At 72.1% G+C, this 23,567-nt stretch carries 20 protein-coding genes and 1 riboswitch; of the genes, 7 read left to right on the forward strand and 13 right to left on the reverse strand.

The features are described from left to right. Positions 1-48: 48 nt before the first annotated feature. From PCA76_RS17250 to pdhA, 4 genes are all read right to left on the reverse strand, one after another. Positions 49-1,728, reverse strand: coding sequence for a right-handed parallel beta-helix repeat-containing protein (locus PCA76_RS17250; protein WP_272611455.1), 1,680 nt, complete (start codon positions 1,726-1,728; stop codon positions 49-51). Positions 1,729-1,856: 128 nt separating this feature from the next. Beyond that, entirely contained in the window at positions 1,857-3,281 is a 1,425-nt protein-coding gene (locus PCA76_RS17255) for a dihydrolipoamide acetyltransferase family protein (RefSeq protein WP_272611456.1), read from the reverse strand. Then, positions 3,278-4,294 (reverse strand): alpha-ketoacid dehydrogenase subunit beta, encoded by a 1,017-nt coding sequence (locus PCA76_RS17260; RefSeq protein WP_272619445.1) that lies wholly within the window; start codon positions 4,292-4,294, stop codon positions 3,278-3,280. The genes PCA76_RS17255 and PCA76_RS17260 overlap by 4 nt, the downstream gene beginning before the upstream one ends. Beyond that, positions 4,291-5,457: a pyruvate dehydrogenase (acetyl-transferring) E1 component subunit alpha gene (pdhA, locus tag PCA76_RS17265; RefSeq protein WP_272611457.1), complete on the reverse strand. Its 1,167-nt coding sequence runs from the start codon at positions 5,455-5,457 to the stop codon at positions 4,291-4,293. Before pdhA ends, PCA76_RS17260 begins: the two co-directional genes overlap by 4 nt. A gap of 106 nt (positions 5,458-5,563) precedes the next feature. Between pdhA and PCA76_RS17270 the strand changes: the two genes are divergently transcribed. Next, on the forward strand, positions 5,564-6,070 hold the full coding sequence (locus PCA76_RS17270; protein WP_442930134.1) for an Lrp/AsnC family transcriptional regulator: 507 nt from the start codon (positions 5,564-5,566) through the stop codon (positions 6,068-6,070). A gap of 5 nt (positions 6,071-6,075) precedes the next feature. Here PCA76_RS17270 and PCA76_RS17275 read toward each other — a convergent pair whose 3' ends face one another. Together PCA76_RS17275 and PCA76_RS17280 are read right to left on the reverse strand one after the other, a co-directional pair. Next, a complete protein-coding gene (locus PCA76_RS17275) occupies positions 6,076-7,047 on the reverse strand; it encodes a DNA polymerase domain-containing protein (protein ID WP_272611458.1) in 972 nt (323 codons plus the stop codon). Positions 7,048-7,083: 36 nt separating this feature from the next. Next, the gene (locus tag PCA76_RS17280) at positions 7,084-8,391 is read right to left on the reverse strand and encodes an acyltransferase family protein (protein WP_272611459.1); all 1,308 of its coding nucleotides are present in this window, start codon (positions 8,389-8,391) and stop codon (positions 7,084-7,086) included. A gap of 284 nt (positions 8,392-8,675) precedes the next feature. On the opposite strand from PCA76_RS17280, the gene PCA76_RS17285 reads away from it, so the two are divergent. From PCA76_RS17285 to PCA76_RS17295, 3 genes are all read left to right on the forward strand, one after another. Beyond that, a complete protein-coding gene (locus PCA76_RS17285) occupies positions 8,676-9,407 on the forward strand; it encodes a histidine phosphatase family protein (protein ID WP_272611460.1) in 732 nt (243 codons plus the stop codon). Beyond that, positions 9,391-10,260, forward strand: coding sequence for an NAD(P)H-hydrate dehydratase (locus tag PCA76_RS17290; RefSeq protein WP_272611461.1), 870 nt, complete (start codon positions 9,391-9,393; stop codon positions 10,258-10,260). The genes PCA76_RS17285 and PCA76_RS17290 overlap by 17 nt, the downstream gene beginning before the upstream one ends. 53 nt (positions 10,261-10,313) lie before the next feature. Continuing rightward, positions 10,314-10,404: riboswitch (ZMP/ZTP riboswitch) on the forward strand. A gap of 19 nt (positions 10,405-10,423) precedes the next feature. Next, the gene (locus PCA76_RS17295; protein ID WP_272611462.1) at positions 10,424-11,860 is read left to right on the forward strand and encodes a glycine hydroxymethyltransferase; all 1,437 of its coding nucleotides are present in this window, start codon (positions 10,424-10,426) and stop codon (positions 11,858-11,860) included. A 191-nt stretch (positions 11,861-12,051) separates the two neighbouring features. Here the strand turns inward: PCA76_RS17295 and PCA76_RS17300 are convergent, their stop codons facing one another. The 6 genes from PCA76_RS17300 to PCA76_RS17325 all read right to left on the reverse strand — a co-directional run bounded on the left by PCA76_RS17300 (position 12,052) and on the right by PCA76_RS17325 (position 18,399). Further along, a complete protein-coding gene (locus PCA76_RS17300) occupies positions 12,052-12,312 on the reverse strand; it encodes a hypothetical protein (RefSeq protein ID WP_272619449.1) in 261 nt (86 codons plus the stop codon). Positions 12,313-12,379: 67 nt separating this feature from the next. After that, positions 12,380-13,720, reverse strand: a complete 1,341-nt coding sequence (locus tag PCA76_RS17305) for an aminotransferase class I/II-fold pyridoxal phosphate-dependent enzyme (protein ID WP_272611463.1) — start codon at positions 13,718-13,720, stop codon at positions 12,380-12,382. Between the two features lie 3 nt (positions 13,721-13,723). Next, positions 13,724-14,827 carry an alpha-hydroxy acid oxidase gene (locus PCA76_RS17310; protein ID WP_272611464.1) on the reverse strand — a complete coding sequence of 368 codons (1,104 nt, stop codon included), beginning with the start codon at positions 14,825-14,827 and terminating at the stop codon, positions 13,724-13,726. Continuing rightward, entirely contained in the window at positions 14,820-15,809 is a 990-nt protein-coding gene (locus PCA76_RS17315) for an alpha/beta hydrolase (RefSeq protein WP_272611465.1), read from the reverse strand. The genes PCA76_RS17310 and PCA76_RS17315 overlap by 8 nt, the downstream gene beginning before the upstream one ends. A 7-nt stretch (positions 15,810-15,816) precedes the next feature. Further along, positions 15,817-17,028 (reverse strand): cytochrome P450, encoded by a 1,212-nt coding sequence (locus PCA76_RS17320; RefSeq protein ID WP_272611466.1) that lies wholly within the window; start codon positions 17,026-17,028, stop codon positions 15,817-15,819. Positions 17,029-17,094: 66 nt separating this feature from the next. Continuing rightward, positions 17,095-18,399 (reverse strand): SGNH/GDSL hydrolase family protein, encoded by a 1,305-nt coding sequence (locus tag PCA76_RS17325; RefSeq protein WP_272611467.1) that lies wholly within the window; start codon positions 18,397-18,399, stop codon positions 17,095-17,097. Between the two features lie 276 nt (positions 18,400-18,675). On the opposite strand from PCA76_RS17325, the gene PCA76_RS17330 reads away from it, so the two are divergent. The 3 genes from PCA76_RS17330 (at position 18,676) to PCA76_RS17340 (ending at position 22,640) form a co-directional block, all read left to right on the forward strand. Then, the gene (locus PCA76_RS17330) at positions 18,676-20,238 is read left to right on the forward strand and encodes an AMP-binding protein (protein WP_272611468.1); all 1,563 of its coding nucleotides are present in this window, start codon (positions 18,676-18,678) and stop codon (positions 20,236-20,238) included. Beyond that, on the forward strand, positions 20,235-21,458 hold the full coding sequence (locus PCA76_RS17335) for an MFS transporter (protein WP_272611469.1): 1,224 nt from the start codon (positions 20,235-20,237) through the stop codon (positions 21,456-21,458). The genes PCA76_RS17330 and PCA76_RS17335 overlap by 4 nt, the downstream gene beginning before the upstream one ends. 258 nt (positions 21,459-21,716) lie before the next feature. After that, the gene (locus PCA76_RS17340) at positions 21,717-22,640 is read left to right on the forward strand and encodes an aminoglycoside phosphotransferase family protein (protein WP_272611470.1); all 924 of its coding nucleotides are present in this window, start codon (positions 21,717-21,719) and stop codon (positions 22,638-22,640) included. Between the two features lie 332 nt (positions 22,641-22,972). On the opposite strand, the gene PCA76_RS17345 is transcribed toward PCA76_RS17340, so the two are convergent. Beyond that, positions 22,973-23,548, reverse strand: a complete 576-nt coding sequence (locus tag PCA76_RS17345; protein WP_272611471.1) for a hypothetical protein — start codon at positions 23,546-23,548, stop codon at positions 22,973-22,975. Positions 23,549-23,567 lie beyond the last annotated feature (19 nt).

Below are 23,567 nucleotides of genomic sequence, written 5' to 3' on the forward strand. Positions count from 1 at the left end.
CGCCGCCGCACGTCGTTCAGCTCAAGCCCTCGCCGAGGTGCTGGCCGGTCAACTCCAGTCGCTGTCGACGTGGTTGTCACGCCAGCGTCCCCCCACCGGTGGGGTGTCCAGCCGCATGCCGTCGTCGACGTTGCCGGCGAGGTCGTTGTCCTCGACCCGGCAGTCCACGCAACTGCCGCGTTCGGTTATCCACAACCCGTGCGTCTGGGTGTGGTCGTCGTGGTTGTCCCAGATCCGGTTGCCACGGATCGTGGCCGAGTCGAACGCCGCGTCGATGGTGATGCCCGCCCGCCGCTCCGGCGCGGCAGACAGTTCGTATCCGCATCCCGGCGGCGGCACGTCCCCGCTCCAGGCGCTGAAGGCGTCGGGCCGGACCGGGGCGAGGGTGAGTTCGTTGCCGGTGTTGGCGGCCACCATAGCAACGGCCCGACCGACCCGCAGGACCTTGCCCCGGTGCCCGTCGTGCGGCCAGTTGGCCGACCGGTCCACCAGGCTCCGCTCGTCGTAGCGGACGGCATCACCGCTACCGCCGGCGGCTTCCGCGCACTGCCGCCCGTTGTTGCGGATCCGGTTGTTGAGCAGCACCGCGTCGGTCATCTGGTGGTCGATCCGGACCGCGTCCAGGCCGTTGCCCCAGAACTCGTTGCTCTCGATCACCACGTCCCGGATCGCGCCCTGGTAACCGCGCCCGAGGTCATGGGCGTGATAGCCGTGCCGGCCGTTGTCGCTGATCCGGTTGCCCCGGACGGTGTACGGGCCGGGGCTGTTGCCGATGCTGACCCCGTCGCGCACGTTGCCGTCGATGACGCAGTCGGTGAGCAGCCCACCCCGGCCGGCCACGGACGAGGTCCCCTGCCCGGACACGTCGAAGCCGGCTTCCAGGTTGCCGGTCATCGTGCAGGCGGAGACGATCAGACCCTCGGCGCCCCAGTCGGAGATGCCGTACCGGTTGCCCTGACTGTGGCAGCCGACGATGCGGTAGCCGCGCGGCGGTACCCAGTAGTCCTTCTGCAGCTCCAGAAAAATTCCGTTGGTGCCGTTGGCCAGGGTGGTGCAGTTGGCGATGGTCAGCCGCTCCACAGCGCCCCAGCCGCCGATGCCGACCCCGATGCCGGCGCCGCCCCACTGCTCGCCGTTGTCCAGTCGGCCACAGCCGACCACCACCACGCCGTCGATCAGGGAGTCCTGGAGGAAGTCGCAGCCCAGCCCGGTGGCTGCGGTGTGGTGGATGTAGAGGTTGCGGAACACACCCCGCACCATGTACTGGAGGCCGAGGCCCTTGGCCAGGTAGTTGTACTCGGCCATCGCCACACCCGAGCCGTCGATCTGGAAGTCGGAGAAGGTGCAGTCGGCGATGTGCCGGTCCCGGTCGGCCCCGTGCTGCACCGTGGTCCAGAAGGCCAACGGGGTCGGGTCGGCCCGGTTGCCCTCGTTGCTGAGCATGAAACGGGTCGCCGCCGGGCCAGCCCCGATCAGCGACACGCCGCTGCGCCACACCGTGCCGGCGTCCCGGATCGAGTAGATGCCCGGCGGGCAGTAGATGACCCGGGCCCGCCCGTCCGAGGCGTACCCGGCGCCGAGGCGGTCCACGAGGGCGGCCAGCGCCGGCTGGTCGTTGGTCGCGCCGTCACCGGTCAGCCCGTACTCCAGCGCGTCGCAGTAGAGCGGCGCGCCGGCCGAGGCTGGCCGTCGTACCCGAACCGAGTTGAGTAGCACCTCGTACCCCATGGGCCGGCTCCCTTCGACGCGAATGGTGCGCTCCGGCGGGGCCGACTTCCCGATGGCACGTCCGGGAAACCCCGGACGCGCGCCGGCCCTGGCGCCGCACAGGCAGCGCCAGGGCCGGGGCTACGCAGTCAGACGGCGGCGATCAGCAACGCGGGCCGCTCCACGCAGTCGGCGACGTGCCGCAGGAAGCCACCGGCCACCCCGCCGTCGCAGACCCGGTGGTCGAAGGTGAGGCTGAGCTGGGTCACCTTGCGGACGGCGAGTTGCCCGTCGACCACCCACGGCTTGTCCACGATCCGCCCGACGCCGAGCAGTGCCGCCTCGGGGTGATTGATGATCGGCGTGGAACCGTCGACGCCGAACACCCCGTAGTTGTTCAGCGTGAACGTACCGCCGGTCAGCCGGGCCGGCGGCAAGCTGCCCGCCCGCGCGGCGGCGGTGGTCGCCGCCAGTTCGGCGGCCAGTTCGGCGGTGGTGAGCCGCTGGGCGTCGCGCAGCACCGGCACGAGCAGGCCCCGGTCGGTCTGCGCGGCGATGCCGAGGTGCACCCCGGCGGACTGGACGATCCGCTGGGCCTCGGTGTCGACCCGGGCGTTGAGCTGCGGGAACCGGCGCAGCCCGCTGAGGCAGATCCGGGCCAGCAGGGCCAGGATGCTCACCGGCGCGTCGGGCGTCGCCGCGTTGATCGCGGCCCGGGTCTCCAGCAGCCCGGTGGCGTCCACGTCGACCCAGATGGTCACCTCCGGGATCTCCCGCCGGCTGCGGGAGAGCTTGTCGGCGATCACCTTGCGGACGCCGGTGAGCGGGACGATCACGTCGCCGTCCCCGGCCGGGGCGGTGGGGACCGGCGCGTCCGGCACGGCGGCGAGCCGGGCGGCGGGCACGGTCAGCGCCGTCTCCACGTCGGCGCGGCGGATCACCCCGCCGGGCCCGGTGCCCCGCACCGTGTTCAGGTCGACGCCCCGCTCGCGGGCCAGCCGCCGCACGATCGGCGAGATGACCAGGGCAGCGGGCGACCCCGCCGGGTCTCCGGACGCGGTACCCGCGCCGGGCGCACCACCGACAGCCGCGCCAGAGCCACCGATCGAGCCAGAGTCCCCGGGCGAGCCGGAGCCCCCGGTCAAGCCAGAGTCCCCGGTTGAGCCAGAGTCGGCCGGCTCGGGGGCCACTGCCAGGCGGGGCCGACGCCGACGCCGGGTGGCATTGCCGTGCCCGGTGCCGTAGCCGATCAGCACGTTGCCGGACCCGGCCCGCTCCTCCTCACGGTAGGTGGCGTGCCCGGCGGGCTCGTCGCCGCCGTCCAGCGGGGCGATGGTGATCAACGGCTGGCCGACCGGGCGTACCTCACCCGCCGCGCCGTGCAGGGTGACGACCCGGCCGGCGTACGGGCAGGGCACGTCGACGACCGCCTTGGCGGTCTCCACCTCGACGACGGTCTGGTCGACCGTGACCACGTCGCCCACGGCGACCCGCCACTCGACGATTTCGGCCTCGCTCAGCCCCTCACCCAGATCGGGTAGGAGAAAGACCTGTGTCCGTTCGACGATGGTCATGCCGCGCTGCCCTGCGCCGCCCAACGCGGGTCGGGCTGGTCGTCCCACTGCAGGCGGGCCACCGCGTCGAGCACCCGGTCCACGCCGGGCAGGTGGGTGTGCTCCAGCATCGGCGCCGGGTACGGGATGTCCAGCCCGGCGACCCGCAGCACCGGGGCGTGCAGCGCGTGGAAGCAGCGCTCCTGCACCCGGGCGGCGATCTCCGCGCCGACGCCCGCGAAACCGGGCGCCTCCTGGATCACCACGCACCGGCCGGTACGTCGGACCGAGGCGGTGATCGTGGCGTCGTCGAACGGCACGATCGTGCGCACGTCGACGACCTCCAGGTCCCAGCCCTCTTCGCGGGCGGCCTCGGCGGCCTCCAGCGCGACCGGCACCGCCGGTCCGTACGCCACCAGGGTGGCGTCGCGTCCGGGACGGCGCACGACGGCCCGGCCGAACGGCTCGGTACGCGCCGGCAGAGACGCGTCGGCGCTGCCGAAGTAGAGCTTCTTGGGCTCCATGAAGACCACCGGGTCGGGGTCGTCGATCGCCTCGCGCAGCAGCGAGTACGCGTCCTCGACGGTCGCCGGGGTGACCACCTTCAGCCCGGGAGTGTGGGCGTAGTACGCCTCGGACGAGTCGCAGTGGTGCTCGACGCCGCCGATCCCACCGGCGTACGGCACGCGAATCACGATCGGCACGCTCAGCGCGCCCCGGGTCCGGTTGCGCAGCTTCGCCACGTGCGAGGCGATCTGCTCGAACGCCGGGTACGCGAACGCGTCGAACTGCATCTCGACCACCGGTCGCAGCCCGGACATGGCCAGACCGACGGCGAAGCCGACGATGCCGGCCTCGGCGAGGGGGGTGTCGAAGCAGCGTTTCTCGCCGAAACGAGCCTGCAGGCCGTCGGTGATCCGGAAGACACCGCCGAGCTGGCCGACGTCCTCCCCGAAGACGACGACCCGGTCGTCGGCCGCGAGGGCGTCGGCCAGGGCGGCGTTGAGCGCCTTCGCCATGGTGGTGGCCATCAGGCGTCACCCTCCTCGTCGCGGGCGGCGGCCAGCTCGGCGCGGACCTGTTCGCGCTGCTCGATGAGCTGGGGGGTGGGCTCGGCGTAGACGTGGTCGAAGAGGCTCATCGGGTCGACCGTGGGCTGCTCGTTCATCCGGGTCCGCAGGTCCGCCGCGTACGCCTCGGCCTGCTCGGCGACCTCGGCGACCGCCGCGTCGTCGAGCACCCCGCGGGCCCGCAGGTAGGTCTCCAGCCGGGTGACCGGGTCCCGGTCACGCCAGGCGTCGACCTCGGCGCCGTCGCGGTAGCGGCTGGCGTCGTCGGCGTTGGTGTGCGGCTCCATCCGGTAGGTGTGCGCCTCGACCAGGAACGGCCCGTTGCCGGCGCGGGCGTGTGCGACCGCGCGGGTGAGCACGGCGAGCACCGCGACCGGGTCGTTGCCGTCGACCTGCTCGCTGGGGACGCCGTAGCCGACACCCTTGTACGCCAGTGACGGTGCGGCGGTCTGCCGCGACAGCGGGACGCTGATCGCATACCGGTTGTTCTGGACGAAGAAGACCACCGGCGCCTTGAACACGGCGGCGAAGTTGATCCCCTCGTGGAAGTCGCCCTCGCTGGTCGCGCCGTCGCCGATGAAGGCCAGCGCCACGGTGTCGCGGCCCTGGTACGCCTCGCCGTACGCCAGCCCGGCGGCGTGCACGCACTGGGTGGCGAGCGGGGTGCACTGCGGTGCGGTCCGTACCTGGGTCGGGTCGTAACCGCAGTGCCAGTCACCGCGCAGCAGGGTGAGCACCTCGACCGGGTCGATGCCCCGGGCAACCAGCGCCATCGATTCGCGGTAGGTGGGGAAGACCCAGTCGGTGTCGCGGACCGCGAGCACCGCGCCGACCTGGCATGCCTCCTGGCCGCGCGAGGACGGGTAGACGGCGAGGCGGCCCTGCTTGGTCAGGGCCGTCGCCTGGGTGTCGAACCGGCGGCCGAGCACCATTCGGCGGTACAGCTCGCGCAGCACCTCGACGGGTGGCTCCGGGTAGTCGGTGCGGGCGGGCAGCGGCGTGCCGTTCGGGTCAAGCAGGCGGACCGGCTCGGCGTCCGGCAGCAACGGGCGCGCCGGGTCGGGCGGGGTGGCCGCCCGACGGGTGCGCGGGGATGCCCTGCGGACCGCCTGGGGTGTGGTCGTCACGGCGGAACCTCCTGGGACGTGTGGTGGCCCTATGCTTCCGCTTGACGGATGATTGACTCAAGATCCAGGCGGAAGGCAGGACGGTTGGCATGCGGAGGGCCCATCAGTGAGCCAGGAGACCGCCGACGAAGCGGGCCGGGCGGGGGGATCGGGACGATCGGCCCGAGCCCTGGACGAGGTCGACCGGCGGATCCTCGACGAGCTGGTCCGTGACGGTCGGACGTCGGTGCGCACCCTCGCCGAGCGCATCCACATCTCCCGCACCAACGCGTACGCGCGGGTGGAGCGGCTGGTGCGCGACGGGGTGATCACCGGGTTCCGGGCCCAGGTGGCGCCCGAGGCGGCCGGGCTGGGCACCTCGGCGTACATGGCCCTGACGATCGAGCAGAACACCTGGCGGGTGGTGTCGGCCGAGCTGGCCCGGGTCCGCTACGTCGAGCACGTCGCGCTGCTCGGCGGCGACCACGACGTGCTCGCGCTGGTCCGCGCGCCGGACAACGCCGCGCTGCGGGACGTGGTGCTGGGCCGGGTGCAGAGCATCCCGGGGGTGCTGTCCACCCGCACCTGGCTGGTCTTCGAGGAGTTCGACGGGGCCGGCAGCCCCTGGACCTGACCCGCTCAGCGCTCCGGCGGAGCCTCCAGCCCCTCCCGATCGGCCAGTTCCAGCAACGGATCCAGCGAATGCCGGTCACCGTCCAGGCCGGCATGCGGGTCGCCCCGCTCGGCGAACCGGGCCGGCATGCTGAGCACGTCGAAGTCCTCCGGACGGACCTGGTCCAGCTCCGACCAGTCCAGAGGCGCCGAGACCAGCGCGGCCGGCGTCGGCCGGATCGAGTACGCCGACGTCACCGTGTGGTCCCGCGCCATCTGGTTGTAGTCGACGAAGACCGGCCGGTCCCGCTGGTCGCGCCACCAGGTGGTGGTGACCAGCTCGGGCAACCGGCGCTGCATCTCGCGGCCCAACGCGAGCACCGCCCGACGACAGTCACCGAAGCTCCAGCGCGGTTCGATCGACAGGTAGATGTGCAGGCCCCGGCCGCCGGTGGTCTTCGGGTAGCCGGTCATGCCCAGCTCGGCGAGGAACGCGCGCACCTCCAGAGCCACCGGCACGACCTGCTCGAAGCCGACGCCGGGCATCGGGTCGAGGTCGATGCGCAGCTGGTCGGGACGTTCCACGTCGACGGCGGTGACCGGCCACGGGTGAAAGCGCAGGGTGCCCAGGTTGGCCGCCCAGATCACCACGGCCAACTCGCTCGGCGCGATCTCGTCCGCGGTGCGGCCGCTCGGAAAGGTGATGTGCGCGGTGCGGACCCAGTCGGGCGCGCCCGCCGGCAGCCGCTTCTGATAGAAAGCGTCGCCCCGGTTGGTCTGCCGGGTGGCGATCGTCGCGCCCTCGAAGACACCGCGGGGCCAGCGCTCCAGCATGGTCGGCCGGTCCCGCAACGCGCGCAGGATGCCGTCACCCACGGCGAGAAAGTAGCGGACCACGTCCAGCTTGGTCAGCCCACGCTCCGGGAAGTACGGCTTGTCGGGGCTGGAGACGCGGAGCAGCCGCTCCCCCACCTGGATCTCCTCGGCCGCCGTCGCCACGCTCCCGAGGGTACGACGCCGGGGCGGGCTTGACGTCTAACGGCCGGGAACCAGCGTGGCGGGCTGCTGCGGCAACTCCTCGGTCTGACCGCCGACCTGCACCGGCGGCGTCCCGGGCGGCTCCTCGGCCACGGCGGTCTGCTGCTCGACCGGCACCTGCTGGGACGACCGGCGGGCCACGAAGCCCGGCGTCCAGTCCTTCAACCGCAGCGCCGGTCGTTCGACCAGCTTCCAGGACAGGAACGCGGCGGCGAAGGCGGCCGCGACCGACATCGCCGCGAACGGCACGTACCCCCAACGGCTCCAGCCCAGGCTCGCCATCACCTGCTGGAGGACGAACCCGTAGATGTAGATGCCGTACGAGTAGTCGTTCTTACGGCCCACCCAGTGCAGTTGGCGCGGCATCCGCACCGACAGCCAGACCAACAGGTACGCGAACGCGGGCAGGCCGATGACGAAGAAGCCGCCGAAGAGCAGCGACAGCCCGAGCGCCACCGCCGAGCCGATGCCGAGCGCGTCGTTGATCGGCACCCGCTCCCGGTAGAGGTCCAGGGTCGCGCCGAAGGCGAAGAAGAAGCCCAGGTAGACGATGAACTGGAAACTCATCGAGCCCACCAGGGGCGCGTGGAACGACCAACTCCCCGCCGTCGACGGCGGGCCACTGAACTGCCCGGAGCTCCACCAGTCCTGCACGATGCTGAGGTAGAACGCGATGGTCAGGAACAGCACGAACCGCCGGGCATGGCGCAGCACCCCCGTCACCGCCAGCACACCCACCACGACGTAGCAGAGCATCTCGTAACTGAGCGACCAGAGGGCACCGTTGAAAACGCTGGCGCCGCCCTTCCTACCCCACGGGGTGCTCTCCTTGAGCAGGTCCTGGATGCCGAACTGGCGGAGGCCGGTCCACCAGTTGGCCTGTAGGTAGGCCAACGGGCCGCCGCGGTCCCAGCCGTTGTCGAAGAAGCCGGCGGTAGTGCCATGCTCCCGCAGCGCGATCAGCGGGGCGACCACCAGTGCGGTGATCAGCAGGCAGACCCAGAGCCCCGGGAAGATGCGCAGCGCCCGGTGCCAGGCATAGCGGACGAGGCCGGTACGCCGGGCGCTGCGAGTGATCAACAGGCCGGACAGCACGAAGAAGCCGTAGACGGCCATGACACCGACGTTGGTCTGTCGACCGGTCAGCTGGTAGCCGAGGTCGCTGGCACCGAAGCCCAAGGGCTTGGAGTGCGACAGCACGACGCCAACGGCGAGGCAGAGCCGGATCAGCCCGATGCCGTTGCTACGGCCGGAGAGCAGGTCGGCCAGCGTGCCGCGGGACCGGACGAGGGCGGGGGTAGTCATGCGGTCAGGAACCTCTCGACCATCAGGCGGGCACCTCGGTGCCGGCGTGCTCCCACAACTGCTTCAACTCGATGTGCAGATCACCGCTCGGCGGCCAGCCCGATGTCGGGCCGCTGACAGATGACTCGGCGTGGTCGGCGCCCGCGGCCTTTGTCAGGTCGGCACCTCACCCACGTCGATGAAGAGGTGGACAATATCACGCGCGATGGCCGCCACCCCGACCCGCGATGATCTTCCGGCCGGCCGCACGGTTACCGCCGCCGACGCCCGGGTAGGGGATCGGCATGGCGGAACTGGCGACGCTCTGGATCATCCGACACGGCGAGAGCACCGCGAACGTGGCGGCGACGCACGCCGAAGCTTCCGGCGAGGAGCTGATCGGGCTCAGTCACCGTGACGCCGACGTGCCGCTCTCCCCCACCGGTGAGGAGCAGGCCCGGGCCACCGGCCGTTGGCTGACCGGGCTCCCCCCGAACCGTCGACCGGACGTGGCGGTGGTCTCGCCGTACCTGCGGGCGGTCTCCACCGCCGAGTTGGCGCTGCACGGCACCGGCGTGCCGGTGAGCCGGGACGAGCGGCTGCGCGACCGGGAGCTGGGCATCCTCGACGGCCTGACCGGGCACGGGGTGCGCCGACGGTACCCGGACGAGGCCGAGCGCCGGGAACGGCTCGGCAAGTTCTACTACCGGCCGCCGGGCGGAGAGTCCTGGACGGACGTGGCGCTGCGGCTGCGGACGCTCCTCGGCGACCTGCGCCGGGACCACGAGGGCCAACGTGTTCTGCTCTTCGGCCACGACGCGCTCGTCTTTCTGCTGCGCTACCTGGTGGACGGGCTGACCGAGCCGGACCTGATGGCACTGACCCGCGAGCACGTGATCGCCAACTGTTCCATCACCGACTGGTCCGCCGACGCACACGACCGGCTGCTGCTGGGCGGATTCAACGAGGTCGGTCACCTGCACCGGCAGGGCGCCCAGCCGACCAGGGAGGACGAGATCCATGCCGAACCGGTCTGACGTGAAGGTGATCACGCCGGGGCTGCTGCGGAACTGGGCGCTACCGGTGCCGGCTGGAGGCAAGGAGAGCCGGGGCACCGTCCTGGTGGTCGGCGGGTCCCGCTTCACCCCGGGTGCGGTGCTGCTCGCCGGGGTGGCCGCGCTGCGCGCCGGCGCCGGGGTGCTCCAGCTCGCCGCCGCCGAATCCACCGCCGCCACGCTGAGCATCCAGGTGCCCGAGGCACTCGTGGTCGGGCTGCCGGAAACCCCCGACGGCGCGGTCGCCGCCGACCGGGACGGCCAACTCGGCGAGCTGGTCGCCCAGGCCGACGTGGTGGCCCTCGGCCCCGGGCTGAAAGCGATCGACGAGACCAACGACCTGCTGGGCCTGGTCCTGGACGCGGCCCGTCCGCACACGTCACTGGTGCTCGACGCGTACGCCCTCGGTGCGCTCAGCCACGCGCCGGACCTGCTGGTCGGTTCGGACCGTCCCGTGGTGCTCACCCCCAACGTCACCGAGGCCGGGCACCTGCTCGGCCGGGACCCGGGCGACGACCTGGACGCCGAGGCGGCCGAGCTGGCCGCCCGGTACGAGGCTGTCGTCTCGCTCTACGGGCACGTGGCCGCCCCCGACGGGCGGGGTTGGCGGGAGGAGAGCGGCGACGCCGGGCTGGGCACCTCCGGCAGCGGAGACGTGCTCGCCGGGTTGCTGGCGGGGCTGCTGTCCCGGGGCGCGGATCCGGCGCAGGCCGCCTGCTGGGGCTCGTTCGCGCACGCGGTGAGCGGCCAGCGGCTGATACCTCGGTACGGCCGGATCGGTTTCCTCGCCCGGGAGCTGCTCGACGAGATCCCCGGAACGCTGTCCACGGTCTGACCGGGCGGCATGCGGAGGTCGGCCGGGCCCGGGATCCCCGGCCCGGTAGGATCGGCCCGGGCCGTTACTGGCGCGTGGGGATGGAGAACCATCGGGAAGCGGCCCCGTCACGAGGACGTCTTGCCGAGCGCCTGGGCCTTCCCGCACGTCTGTAGGAGGTCGCATGTCGCGCAACGCCGAGTCCACCGCTTTCCGTAGTGCCCTCGAGGTGATCCGGGCTGTCGAGCCGCGGGTGGCCGATGCCATCGGCGCCGAGCTGACCGACCAGCGGGAGTCGCTCAAACTCATCGCCAGTGAGAACTACGCCTCCCCGGCGACGCTCCTGGCCATGGGCAACTGGTTCAGTGACAAATACGCCGAGGGCACCGTCGGGCGCCGCTTCTACGCCGGCTGCCAGAACGTCGACACCGTCGAGGCGCTCGCCGCCGAGCACGCCCGGGAGCTGTTCGGCGCCGCGCACGCGTACGTGCAGCCGCACTCGGGCATCGACGCCAACCTGGTCGCGTTCTGGGCGGTGCTGGCCGACCGGGTGGAGTCCCCCGCGCTGAAGAAGGCGCAGGTCCGCCAGGTCAACGACCTCACCGAGGCCGACTGGTTCGCGTTGCGCCGCGAGCTGGGCAACCAGCGGATGCTCGGCATGTCGCTGGACGCCGGCGGTCACCTCACCCACGGCTTCCGGCCGAACATCTCGGGCAAGATGTTCGACCAGCGCAGCTACGGCACCGACCCGGTGACCGGTCTCATCGACTACGACCGGGTGGCCGAGGCGGCCCGCGAGTTCAAGCCGCTGATCCTGGTCGGCGGCTACTCGGCGTACCCCCGGAAGGTGAACTTCCGGATCCTGCGGGAGATCGCCGACTCGGTCGGTGCCACCTTCATGGTCGACATGGCACACTTCGCCGGCCTGGTGGCCGGCAAGGTGTTCACCGGCGACTTCGACCCGGTGCCGCACGCGCACATCGTCACGACCACCACCCACAAGTCGCTGCGCGGCCCGCGCGGCGGCATGGTGCTCTGCCAGCCGGAGCTGGCCGACCAGGTCGACCGGGGCTGCCCGATGGTGCTCGGTGGTCCGCTGCCGCACGTGATGGCCGCCAAGGCGGTCGCGCTCGCGGAGGCCCGCCGCCCCGACTTCGCCGACTACGCGACCCGGATCGTCGACAACGCGCAGGCCCTTGCCGAAGGGCTGCTGCGCCGGGGCGCGAAGCTGGTCACCGGCGGCACCGACAACCACCTGGTGCTGATCGACGTGTCCGGCTACGGGCTCACCGGCCGGCAGGCCGAGCAGGCCCTGCTGGACTCGGGCATCGTCACCAACCGCAACTCGGTCCCGCAGGACCCGAACGGGGCCTGGTACACGTCCGGCATTCGGGTCGGCACGCCGGCGTTGACCACCCGGGGGCTGGGCACCGCCGAAATGGACCAGACCGCGGAGCTGATCCACACCGTGCTGGCCCAGACCACCGCCGGCGCCAACGCCGACGGCACGCCGTCGAAGGCGAAGTACACCCTGGACCCCGATCTGGCCGACAAGATCGCCCGCCAGGCCACCGACCTGCTGGCCCCACACCCCCTCTACCCCGCCATCAACCTGACCTGACCCCAGCTACCCCGCTCCGCCCGCCCGCTCCCCGCCCGCCGCTCCCCGCCCGCCCGCCCGCCCCCTCACCGCGTCGATCTAGGGAAAATCGCTGCCGCTAGAGGTCAACTAGCGATGATTATCCCTAGATCGACGGGGCGGGGGCGGGGGCGCGGGGCGGGCACAGGGCGGGGCGCGGGGCGGGGGCGGGGTTAGGCTAGGGGGCGCTTGAGGTGGTAGCGGTGGACTTCGGTGCTTCCTTGGACGTTGTTCACGTCTTCGGCGGCGGAGACGAGCTCCCATCCCTCCCGGCCGGCGAGGTTGAGGTGCGCGATGGCGGTGTCGCCGAAGGCGGTGATGTCCTTGCGTGACCCGTCCGGCGCGTACCAGACGAACGAGACATGGAAATTGCGGCCCTGTCCCTGATAACGGCGGACGAGCAGGGCGTACTCCCAGGCAACCATGCGGCCTATTATGACCGTCCAACCAGGACGACGGCACGTGGGCCGTCGCGCATTGCCATCCGATGAACGCGGTGTGTCAACCCACCGTGCCGGTTACCCGGCGGGTCAGCTCATCGGTGATCAGGGCCGCGAGGCGATCCAGCCCGAGGTCGATCTGCTGGGGAGTCACCGCGCTGACCGACAGCCGCAGCGCACACACCGGCGCGGTGTCGTCGTAGAAGTGCGCCATCGGCGTCCACAGCACCCCGTAGTCGCGCGCCGAGCGGTCCAGCAGCGCGTCGTCGACCGGAAACGGCACGGTCACCACCACGAAGAACCCGCCGGCCGGCACCGTCCAGCGCACTGCTGCCGGGCCGTCCGTCCGGTCCGGGAATCGCCGGCCCAGGCCGGCCACCAGGTGGCGCAAATTACGGGTGTACGCGGACCGCTCCCGGGTGTTCGCCGGCACCAGGCTGCCGCCGTGTTCCAGCAGCCGGCCGCCGATCACCGCCTGCGCGATCGGCGACGTGTTCACCGTGACCATGCTCTTGATCATGGCGAGCTGGTCGGCGAGCGGGCCGACCCGGCCGTCCGACCCGGACACCCGCTGGTCGGCGACCACGTACCCGACGCGTGCACCGGGCAGCACGGTCTTGGCGAACGAGCCGAGGTAGACGACCCGGCGCTCGGTGTCCAACGCCTTGAGGGTGGGCGGGCGTGGCCCGTCGTCGAGGTGGAACAGCCCGTACGGGTTGTCCTCCAGCAGCAGCAGATCCTCCTCGGCGGCCAGCGCCAACAGCCGCCGCCGGTGGGCGGTGTCGATGCTGACTCCGGAGGGGTTGGCGAAGTCCGGCATCACGTAACAGGCGCGCGGTCGGAGCCCCGCTGCCCGTGCCCGGCGTACCTGGGTGGAGAGGTCGACCAGGTCCACCCCGGACGACCCACCGGCGACCGGCCACACCGGCAGGTCCACCAACCGGGCCGCCCCGGTCAGCCCGACGTAGGTCGGGGCGACCGCGAGCAGCACATCCGCCGGCCCGGCCCGCAACGCCCGCAGCACCAGGAACATCGCCTCCTGGCAGCCGACGGTCACCACGACGGCCTCCGGGTCGACGGTGATCCCTTCGTCGACCGCGAGGTTGCGGGCGATCAGGTGGTGCACGATGCCCTTGGTGCGGCCGTACTGCAACAGCAGCCGCCGGGCCTGTTCGGGTCGGTGACCCAGGTCGTCCGTGAGGTGCCGGTGGAACGTGTCCAGGTGTCGGTGCACCGCCGCGAGGTCGAAGAACTCCTCGTACGGCCGGCCGGCCGCGAGGGACACCGCCGCCGGATAGCGTTCGGACACCTCGTTGAGGAAGTTCATCGAGGTCAGCGCCGGATCGCCCAGCGCGGGGTGCAGGTCGGCGACGGTCAGGTCGACCGGTTCGGTGGCGGTCACCGCTCAACCCGCCGTACGGGTGCGCAGCTCGCCGGCAGCCGCCGGGTCGGGGCAGCCGGCCAGGGTGAGAGCGTCGCGCAGTTCGACGGCGAGCAGGTCCAGCGCGTCCCGCGCGCCGTGTTCGCCACCGACGGCCAGCGCCCAGAGCAGCGGCCGACCGACCAGCACCCCGGCGGCACCCAGCGCGAGCGCCCGCAGCACGTCGGTGCCGCCACGGATGCCGCTGTCCATCAGCACCTGGCAATTGTCACCGACCGCGTCGACGACCTCCGGGAGCATGGTCACGCTGGCCGGCGCACCGTCGAGCTGCCGTCCACCGTGGTTGGACACGACCACCGCGTCCGCGCCGATCCGCACCGCCTCGACCGCGTCGTCGGGGTCCAGCACCCCCTTGACCACCAGCGGAAGGTCGACCTGCTCGCGGAGCCAGGCCAGGTCCGTCCAGCGCAGCGCGGGCGCGAAGGCCGCCTCGGTGTGTGCGGCGATCGCGGACACCCCGGGGGCGCCAGCGTGCGCCAGGGCATCCCGTCCGTCGGGCAGGTTCGCGGCGACCACGTCGGCTGGCAGTCGGAACGAGTTGCGCAGGTCCCGGGGGCGGCGGCCGAGCACCGGAACGTCCACGGTGACCACCAGTGCCCGGCAGCCCGCCGTGACGACCCGGCCCAGCAGGTCGCGGACGAGGGCCCGATCGCGCAGCCAGTAGAGCTGGAACCAGACGTCCGCGCCCACGCCGGTGACCTGTTCGATCGGTGTGCTGCCCAGCGTGCTCGCCAGATAGGGCACCCCGGCGGCACCGGCCGCCGCCGCGAGACCCAGCTCCCCGTCCGGATGCATCAACCGCTGGTACGCCATCGGCGCCACCCCGACCGGCATGGCGTACGGGCGGCCGAGCAGTCGGGTGCCGAGGTCGACGGTGTCCACCCCGCGCAGCACCCGGGGCAGCACCGCGACCCGGTCCAGCGCGCGACGGTTCGCGGCCAGGGTCACCTCGGCCGCGCTGCCGCCCGCGACGTAGTCCCACACATCCGGCGGGAGTACGGCCCGGGCCTGCTCGGCGTAGTCGGCGAGCGACACGGCCGGCAGGTCGGTCAGCACCGGCTCACCCATCGCGCACCGCCGTGCCCGTCCCGGCGGCTGCCGGCTCGTCCGGCCCGGGTGGCAGCCCGAATCGCTCCCGGAGAAACGCCGCCGCGCTCCCCTGCGCCCGCCGCCCGTCGGTGAAGGCGCCGGGCATGGCGAAGAAGCCGTGGATCATGCCCGGGTAGTGCGCCAACCGGGTGGGTACGCCCGCCTCGCGCAGTCGCTCGGCGTAACGCTGCCCCTCCGCGCACAGCGGGTCCAGCTCGGCGGTGACCACCAGCGCCGGCGGCAAACCGGAGAGGTCGTCGGCGAGCAGCGGCGAGGCCAGCGGGTCCCGGGCGTGCGCCGGGTCGGACAGGTAGTGCGTCCGGTACCAGGCCACCGAACGGCGGTTGAACAGCGTCGGGTCGACGTCGTCGGCCGGGCGAGCCGGGCCGCCGCTCTGGTCGGTGTTCGGATAGACCAGCAGTTGCGCGGCGAGCGCGGGCCCGCCCGCACGGCAGAGCAGGGTGACGGCGGCGGCGAGGTTGCCGCCAGCGCTGTCCCCGCCGACCGCCAGCCGGTCCGGGTCCACGCCCAGCCGGTCGGCGTGGCCGGCCACCCAGCGGATGGCGGCGTGGCAGTCGTGCACCGCCGCCGGGAAGGGATGCTCCGGGGCGAGGCGGTAGCCGACGGTGATCACCTGGCAGGGCACGGCGTTGGCCAGTCGTCGGCAGATGTCGTCGGCGGTGTCGATGCTGCCGAGCGTCCACCCGCCGCCGAAGAAGTACAGCAGGGTGGGTAGCGGGCCCGACCCGGCCGGCCGGTACACCCGCAGCGGCAGCTCGCCGGCGGGGCCAGGGATCGTCTCCTCGCGTACCTCGGCCACCGGCTCGACCGCGCCGTTGCCGGCGCGGATCGCGGCCAGGTCCGCGGCGCGCGCCTCGACCAGGGTCTGCGCGTACAGCGGCGGGGTGCCGGCCGCGGCACGGGCCGCCCGGTACGCCGCGACCTCCGGGTGCAGGGCCATGTCGCTCCTATCCGCCGGTGCTGACCAGCAGCTTGTCGATGCCGCGCAGGAACAGGCTGCCGCTGTACGTCGGCGTGCCGCTGTAGGTCAGGTCGGGGAACCGGGCGAACAGCCGGGGCAGTGCGAGGCGTCCCTCCAACCGGGACACCGCCGCGCCGAGGCAGAAGTGCAGGCCCACTCCGAAGGCCAGTGACGGAGGGCCGGGGCGGGTCGGGTCGAAGGCGTCCGGGTCCGGAAAACGGGCCGGGTCCCGGTTGGCCGCACCGATCATGATCAGCACGTTGTCGTCCTTGGCGACCGCCACGCCGTCCAGCGTGGTGTCGGCCGGCGCGGCGCGGGCCAGGAAGTGCACCGGGCTCTCCAACCGCAGCACCTCGTCGACGCAGCCCTGTGCCAGCGTCTCGTCGGTGGGCAGGGCGGCGACCGTCTCCGGGTGGGCCAGCAGCAGCGGCAGCCCATTGCTGAACATGTAGACGGTGGTGACGAAGCTGGCGTTGAACAGCACGATCAGGTTGCTGACCAACTCCTCCTCGGTCAGCTCCACCTCGCCGGAGTCGAGCGCCTCGACCAACCCACTGAGCAGGTCGTCCCCGGGCACCCGGCGGCGGTGCCCCAGCAGCTCCCGGTAGAAGGCCCGCAACTCCTCGGCGGCCGTGTTGGCCGCGGCCAGCCGCTGCGGGGTCTTCCCGGACACGTCCAGGAACTCGTCGATCCGCTCCACCCGCTCGCGGTACCACGCCAACTCCCCCGGTGGGATGCCGATGAACTCGGCCATCACCAGGGCCGGAATCGGGTACGCGAAGTCGGCCACGAAATCGACGACACCATCCCCGGCATCGGCCATCCGGTCCAGCAACTCGTCGACCACCCGCAGGATCACCGGCTCCAGCGCGCCCAGCCGGCGCGGAGTGAAGGTGCGGGAGAAGACGTGCCGCATCCGGGTGTGATCGGGTGGATTGACGAACATCATCGAGGTCTGGAAGGTGCGCAGGATCTCGTGCTCCTCCCAGCCCGGCGGCGGCTGTTTCGTCCACTCCGGATCGCGCAACAACCGGTCGATCAGGTCGTAGCCGACCGCCACGGCTGCCACCGTACGGTGCTCCGCGCGGGCCGGCACCGCGCTGACCGGGCCGAGCCGGTGCAGGCCGGCGTACCACGGATACGGATTCTGTCGGCCCTGCTCGCTGTACAGGCCGGTGAGTAACTCCTGAACCTCCACGACGATCTCCTCCCCAGGATGTCGGTGACCGGGGCAGCGAGGATCACCCGCCGCCCCCGGCCCGTGTCACAACCCCAGCACGCGCAGCGGCACGGCGTTGGCCATCGCCTGGTTGCCGACGTCGTTCGGGTGGATGTGGTCACCCGAGTCGTACGCGGGCAGCAGTTGGCTGGGCCGCGCCGGGTCCCGCAGCACCCGGTCGAAGTCGAGCAGCCCGTCGAACTCCCGACTACCGCGCAGGTATGCGTTCACCGCCTGCCGGGTGGCCTCCTTCTGCGGAGTCCACACGCCCTCCGCACCGTGCCCCTCGTACGGCGTCAGCGTGGCCACCAGGCTCGTCAGCCCGCGCTGCTGAAGCTGCTGGTTGATCTGCCGAAGGGTGGCGATGATCGCCTCGGCTGAGTCGTTGGACATCCAGATGTCGTTGATGCCCAGGTGGGTGACGACGGTGCGCACCCCGGTCTGGGGGAGGACGTCCTCGTTGAGCCGGGCCGCCGCGTTCGGGCCGAGCTGGAAGTAGCCGGGGTAGTTTCCGTCGCCCGGCTCGGTGCCCTCATGGTTGAGCCGGTTACCGGCCAGGCTCAGGTTGAGTACGCCCGGGGTGCGCTTGTCCGGCCGGTCGGCGAGCAGTCGGTCGGAGAGCAGATCGGGCCAGCGCCGGTTGGCGTTGACGGTGCTGCCGTTGCCGTCGCCCATCGAGTCGCTGAACACGACCACCGCGCCGGGGCTGGCCTTGCGCTGCACGTCGATGCCGGAAAGGAAGAACCAGCAGCAGGTGGGCCGGATGGTGAACCCGGCGCCCTCGGCGGCTGCGGTCAGGTCACCGGCGCCGATGAAGTTGTTCTGCTGGGACTGCCCGTGGAAGGTGGTCGGCCCGGTCGGCGTCGGGAAGTGCACCGTCACCACCAGGTCGCTGTCATCCGCGACCGGGAAGGCCAGCGGGTCGCTGAGCAGCTCCGCGCCCCGGTTCATCGTCGCCGTGGCAGCACCGGTGAAGGTCAACGGGCGCAGCGAGGCCGGGTCGATGTCGGAGACGTCGTCGGGGGTCGCGGTGTTCGGTCGGGCGACGGTGGCGCGACCGACCTTCACGGCCTGCTCGCCGTACAGGTTGCTCAGGCGTACCCGCAGCGCCGGGCCGCCCACCGAGACGTGCACGATCATCCGGACGCTCTGGTCGTTCAGGCCGGTGTTGGTCAGCCCGACCGAGTTGCCCCGGGTGACCGCGGTGGCCCAACTGCCCGCCCACTCGGAATGCTCGGGCCGGCCGGCGGCGGTCCCGGTTGGACCGGCGCTGGCGACGACGGCGGGTGCTCCCGCCAGCAGCAGCGCGGTCACGGCGGCGACGACATGCCATCTCTTCGGGGTCGACATGGAACCTCCATCGTGTGGCAGCCCAGGGCCGTCCGCTGACGGCGCCCGCCTGGACGATGGTCCAGAAACCTAGCCGCCGCCGCTGACGTGCGTCAATCAACCTGATCGACGCGAACAAATGTCCGGCGGGTCTGTCGGATCGCCCGTCGGCACGGTTCCGACCAGCCGTTACCGGCCTAGGCTTCCAGGCGGCGGTGCGGTCGCCCAGGTGCGCCACCGTCGCGTCGTCACCGGCGCCACACGGGATTCGCCGCTTTCTCGAATGGGGGCTGCCGGATGACTGACGGACCCGGGCACACGACGACCTACGTGGACAGGGTGCTGGACCTCTTCGCCGACTTCGGTGACCGGGAGGCGTTGGTCGGCGCGGGACGCCGGCTCACCTACACCGAGGCCGCCGCGCAGATCCGGGCGATGGCCGCGACGCTCACCCGACACGGCGTACGGCCCGGCGCGGCGGTGCTCGTGACCGTGGCGAACGCGGTGGAGGGCCCGCTGCTTCAGCTCGCTCTGCACCTGATCGGCTGCCGGACGATGTGGGTCGCCCCGGTGACCGCCCGCCGGGAGGTCGACGAGTTCATCCGGTTGGCCCGTCCCGACGCCCTCGTCTACGACGCCCGGGACCGGGCCAGCCTGGGCCCGGAGTTGGCCGCCGCCCTGCCCGGCACTCCGGTGTGCTGCCTGGGCGCGGGCGGCGCCGGCCCGGACCTCACCGCCGTCGGCCCCGACGATCCGGTCGCGTTGCCGGTGTCCGTGCCGGCGCCGGAGTCGTTCCTGCAGACCAGTGGCACCACCGGCAGCCCCAAGCTGGTCCACCACCGGGAGAGTTTCTACGCCCAGATCCTCGCCCTGGCCGCCGACTTCCGCGCCGCCGGGTTTCCACTGCTGCGGCACCTGTCGCACTCGCCGATGTGGCTGGCCAGCGGTCAGATCACCACACTGTTCAACCTGTTCACCGGTGGGGTGCTGTTCCTGCGCGACGACTGGGACCCGGTGGCCTTCGTGGACACCGTCCAGCGGGAACGGATCAACTCGACCTTCGTCACCCCGCCGATGCTCTACGAGGTGCTGGACCACCCGGCGCTGGTCGGCGCGGATTTCTCCGCCATGTTCATGTTCAACGTGGGCGCCGGTCCCGCCGCACCCGCCCGGCTGCGCCAGGCCATCGCGCGTTTCGGCCCGGTGCTGCGACTCGTGTACGGCCTCAGCGAGGCCGTCGTGATCACCGCACTGCCCGGGCTGACCGACGATCCGGAGCACCCGGAGCGGCTGCGCTCCTGCGGGCGACCCTACGGCGACGTGCGCATCGAGATCCGCGCCGACGACGGCACCGTGCTGCCGACGGGCCGCGACGGCGAGGTGTGGGTGCAGACCCGGCTGAGCTTCGCCGGCTACCACGGCCAGCCCGAGCTGACCGCGCAGACGCTCGTCGACGGCTGGGTGCGTACCCGCGACATCGGCCACCTCGACGACGACGGCTACCTCTACCTGGTCGACCGGGCGCACGACATGATCGTCACGCATCGGCGGAACTGGGCGATCTTCTGCCGCCCGATCGAGGACGTGTTGGCCGGGCATCCACAGGTGCGGGCCGCCGCCGTGATCGGCGTACCGGACGAGACGGTCGGCGAGGTCCCGTACGCGTACGTGGTGGTCGCGCCGGGCGCGACGGTCACCGGGGCGGAGCTGATCGACCTGGTCACCGCCGAACTCAACGAGATGTGGGCGCCGGCCGGGGTGGAGTTCACCGACCGACTGCCGGTGAACCGCTCGGTGAAGGTGGACAAGCGGGCCCTCCGCGACCGGTACGCCGCGCGTCGGGCGGCGGTCGGGGCGTGACCCCCCGCCGGCAACTGGTCGTCCTGGTCAGCGCGGACCTGATCTCCAACCTGGGCACCCGCATCTCGGTGGTGACCATCCCGTGGCTGGTGCTGGTCACCACTGGCAGCCCCACCAAGATGGGCCTTGTCGCGTTCGCGGAGACTCTGCCGTACCTGCTGTCCAGCGCGTTGGGGACACCATGGGCGGACCGGATCGGCCTGCGCCGCACCTCGATCATCTGCGACGCGGGTAGCGCGGTGGCCATGGTCGTCGTCGCGCTGACCCCGTGGTTGGGTTTCGCCCCGCTGGTGGCGCTCGTCGCGGTGGCCGGTGCGCTGCGGGGCATCGGGGACCGGGTGAAGCACGTGATGTTCCGGCCGGCCGCGCAGGCCGCCGGGGTGCCGCTGATCCGGCTGACCTCCGCGTACGACGGGCTGAGCCGGGTGGTCACCCTGTTCGGCGCCGCCGTGGGCGGCCTGCTGATCGCGGCGTTCGGGGTGACCGAGGCGATCCTCATCGACGCGGCCAGTTTCGGCGTCTGCGCACTACTGATCGGCGTCCTGGTCCGCCCGCCGGCCGCCCCGTCGCAGCCCGCCCAGCCGGAGAGCTACCTACGCGCGCTCCGCGGCGGCTTCAGCTACCTCGGTCGGGACCGGCCGCTGCTCGGCATGCTGATCGTCGTCTCGGCGCTGAACATGGTGGCCAACGCCAGCGTGGCCGTCTACATCCCGGTGTGGGTCGCCCGGGAACTGCACGGCCCGAGCGGGCTCGGCCTGGTGCTCGCGGCGTTCTCCGCGGGCGCGCTGCTGGGCAACGTGCTGTTCACCGCGCTCGGGACCCGACTGCCCCGCCGGCTGACGTTCCTGGTCGGGGCACTGGTCGCCGGCACACCCCGGCTGGTGGCGCTGGCGATCAGCGACGAACTGCCGATGGTGCTCGTGGTGACGTTCCTGTCCGGAATCGGCATCGCGGCGGTCAACCCGCTGCTCGGGGCGGCGCTCTATGAACGGGTGCCGGCGGAGTTGCAGACCCGGGTGATCGGCATCTCCGGCTCCGTGGCCTTCGTCGGGCTACCGGTCGGCGCGCTGCTCGGCGGTTGGTCGGTGGACGCCCTGGGACTCACGCCCGCTCTGCTGGGCATGGCGGCGGCGTGCCTGGTGGTCAGCGCGTTCCCGCTGGTGACCCGGGCATCAGAGGCGGAGACACCGACGCCGTCCACCCCCACCGCCACGCGCTGACCTGACGCTGGCCAGCCGCCCCCGGTGCACCACCGCCGTGTCGGTGCACCACCTTTGCTCTGCTTCACCCCAGGCAACACTTTCGGGGCGTCACTGTAGCGTCGGTTGAAGCAGAGCAAAGGTGGCAGTTGAGGTGCGGCCAGGCTCGCCCGCTTCCCACGCTCGTTTCCCACGCCTGTCCCGAGCGCCGGCAGGACCGGTCCCGGGCACGGCGCAAATCGGTTGCGGGTGACCGGTGGCGCCCGCAGGCTCGGACGGATGAGCGCAGAGCACTCACCCGACGTACCGCACACCGACGACGTGGTGGACGACCGGATCGACGTCGCTCTGGTTCGCCGTCTGGTGGCCGAGCAGTTCCCGCGGTGGGCACACCTGCCGGTACGTCCGGTGGAGGCCGGCGGCTGGGACAACCGCACGTTCCACCTGGGCGAGGAGATGAGCGTGCGGCTGCCCAGCGGCGCGGGGTACGCCCCGCAGGTCGCCAAGGAGCAGCGGTGGTTGCCGGTGCTCGCGCCACGACTGCCGGTGGAGATCCCCACCCCGCTGGCGTACGGCCGACCTGGGGACGGATACCCGTACCCGTGGTCGGTCTACCGGTGGATCGACGGGCGGACCGCCCGAGGTGAGCGGATCAACGACCTGACCCGGTTCGCCACCGACCTCGCCGCCTTCCTGCGCGCCCTGCGCGCCGTCGACACCACCGACGGCCCGGCGCCCGGCCTGCACAGCGCGTGGCGGGGCGGTCCACTGTCCACGTACGACGCGGAGACCCGGGCGGCGATCGACGCGCACCGGGAGCGCCTGCCCGCCGACACGGTCACCGGCATCTGGCAGGCAGCGCTCGACGCCACCTGGGCCGGGACGCCGGTCTGGTTCCACGGCGACGTCGCGTTCGGCAACCTGCTGGTCCGCGACGGCCGGCTCGCCTCCGTCATCGACTTCGGCTGCTCCGGCGTGGGCGACCCCGCCTGCGACACGGTGATCGCCTGGACCCTGCTGCACGGCCCCAGCCGGGCCGTCTTCCACGACGCGCTCGGCCTCGACGAGGCCACCTGGGCGAGGGGACGAGGCTGGGCGCTGTGGAAGGCGCTGATCACCCTGGACGACCAGGACCCGGCCAAGGCCGCCGACGCCCGGCACGTGCTCGGCGAACTCCTCGCCGAGCACAGCGTGGCCCGCTGAGCGCGAAGAAAGCGACCGCTAAGGTGGCGAGCCTCGGCGCACCGGAGCAAACCGGCCGTTCGTCAACCCGCCCCACCCCGCCCTACCTCGCCGATCATGGAGTTGTGGTGGGCGACAAAGTAACCGCAATAGCGCCACATCGGGCACCACACCTCCATGATCGACCGCAGCCGGACTGCCCCCTTCCGCGATCTTGCAGTTGCTGCCTCGACGTAGGGGGCATTCCACGCATCTCGGCGACCGAAACTGCAAGATCGGCGCGGCGGTCGTGGCGCGGCGGTCGTGCGTGGTGACAGCCCGCCCTCGCTGTGGGGGGGGCGGGCTGGGGCTTGTTAGCGGTTGGCTGGGGATGGGACGGGGTGTTCAGTGCGGCAGCGGGGGCAGCGCAGTCGGGCCCCGGCGGCCGTGCGGGGAACGCGCAGCCGTTGACCGCAACCGCAGGTCAACACCGGAGCCGACGCCCGCAGGTATTCGTCCCGCTCGCGCCGCGGCCACCGGCCGTGGCAGCGGGCGCACCACTTCGGTGGGTAGCTGTGGTAGTGGGCCAGGCCGAACGCGCCCGCGATCATGAGGGTGGCGGGGACCAGGAGACCGAGCGGCGCGAGCAGGGCGGGCAGCACTCCGCCGACGCCGTCCGACACCACCACGGCGACCATCATGAGTACGACCACCGGCAACCCGAGCAGGGTGAACCCGAAGCCCCATGCGAAGGCCAGCAGGGACGGCAGGAACAACCACATGCCGCCGGGGGCCCAGCGGCGGACGCCGTACCCGCCGCAGCGGGGGCAGTTCGGCGAGGCGCGGTGCGGCACGGACCGCAGCGCCTTCGGCGCCAGCCACTCGACCAGCAGCTTGAGGATCTCCTCGACCAGTTTTGACGCGAGGGCCTGGAGGAACGAACTGAGCACCGGGGGCCACCTCCCTCGT

Source organism: Micromonospora sp. LH3U1, from assembly GCF_028475105.1.
Taxonomy (GTDB): domain Bacteria; phylum Actinomycetota; class Actinomycetes; order Mycobacteriales; family Micromonosporaceae; genus Micromonospora.

What these genes read in the sequence shown, in the direction of transcription:
- PCA76_RS17340 (WP_272611470.1), top strand. Translation starts at nt 21,717, where the DNA reads ATGAGCGCAGAGCACTCACCCGACGTACCGCACACCGACGACGTGGTG.
- PCA76_RS17290 (WP_272611461.1), top strand. Translation starts at nt 9,391, where the DNA reads ATGCCGAACCGGTCTGACGTGAAGGTGATCACGCCGGGGCTGCTGCGG.
- PCA76_RS17325 (WP_272611467.1), bottom strand. Translation starts at nt 18,399, where the DNA reads ATGTCGACCCCGAAGAGATGGCATGTCGTCGCCGCCGTGACCGCGCTG.
- PCA76_RS17285 (WP_272611460.1), top strand. Translation starts at nt 8,676, where the DNA reads ATGGCGGAACTGGCGACGCTCTGGATCATCCGACACGGCGAGAGCACC.
- PCA76_RS17280 (WP_272611459.1), bottom strand. Translation starts at nt 8,391, where the DNA reads ATGACTACCCCCGCCCTCGTCCGGTCCCGCGGCACGCTGGCCGACCTG.
- PCA76_RS17330 (WP_272611468.1), top strand. Translation starts at nt 18,676, where the DNA reads ATGACTGACGGACCCGGGCACACGACGACCTACGTGGACAGGGTGCTG.
- PCA76_RS17295 (WP_272611462.1), top strand. Translation starts at nt 10,424, where the DNA reads ATGTCGCGCAACGCCGAGTCCACCGCTTTCCGTAGTGCCCTCGAGGTG.
- PCA76_RS17315 (WP_272611465.1), bottom strand. Translation starts at nt 15,809, where the DNA reads ATGGCCCTGCACCCGGAGGTCGCGGCGTACCGGGCGGCCCGTGCCGCG.
- PCA76_RS17255 (WP_272611456.1), bottom strand. Translation starts at nt 3,281, where the DNA reads ATGACCATCGTCGAACGGACACAGGTCTTTCTCCTACCCGATCTGGGT.
- PCA76_RS17250 (WP_272611455.1), bottom strand. Translation starts at nt 1,728, where the DNA reads ATGGGGTACGAGGTGCTACTCAACTCGGTTCGGGTACGACGGCCAGCC.
- PCA76_RS17310 (WP_272611464.1), bottom strand. Translation starts at nt 14,827, where the DNA reads ATGGGTGAGCCGGTGCTGACCGACCTGCCGGCCGTGTCGCTCGCCGAC.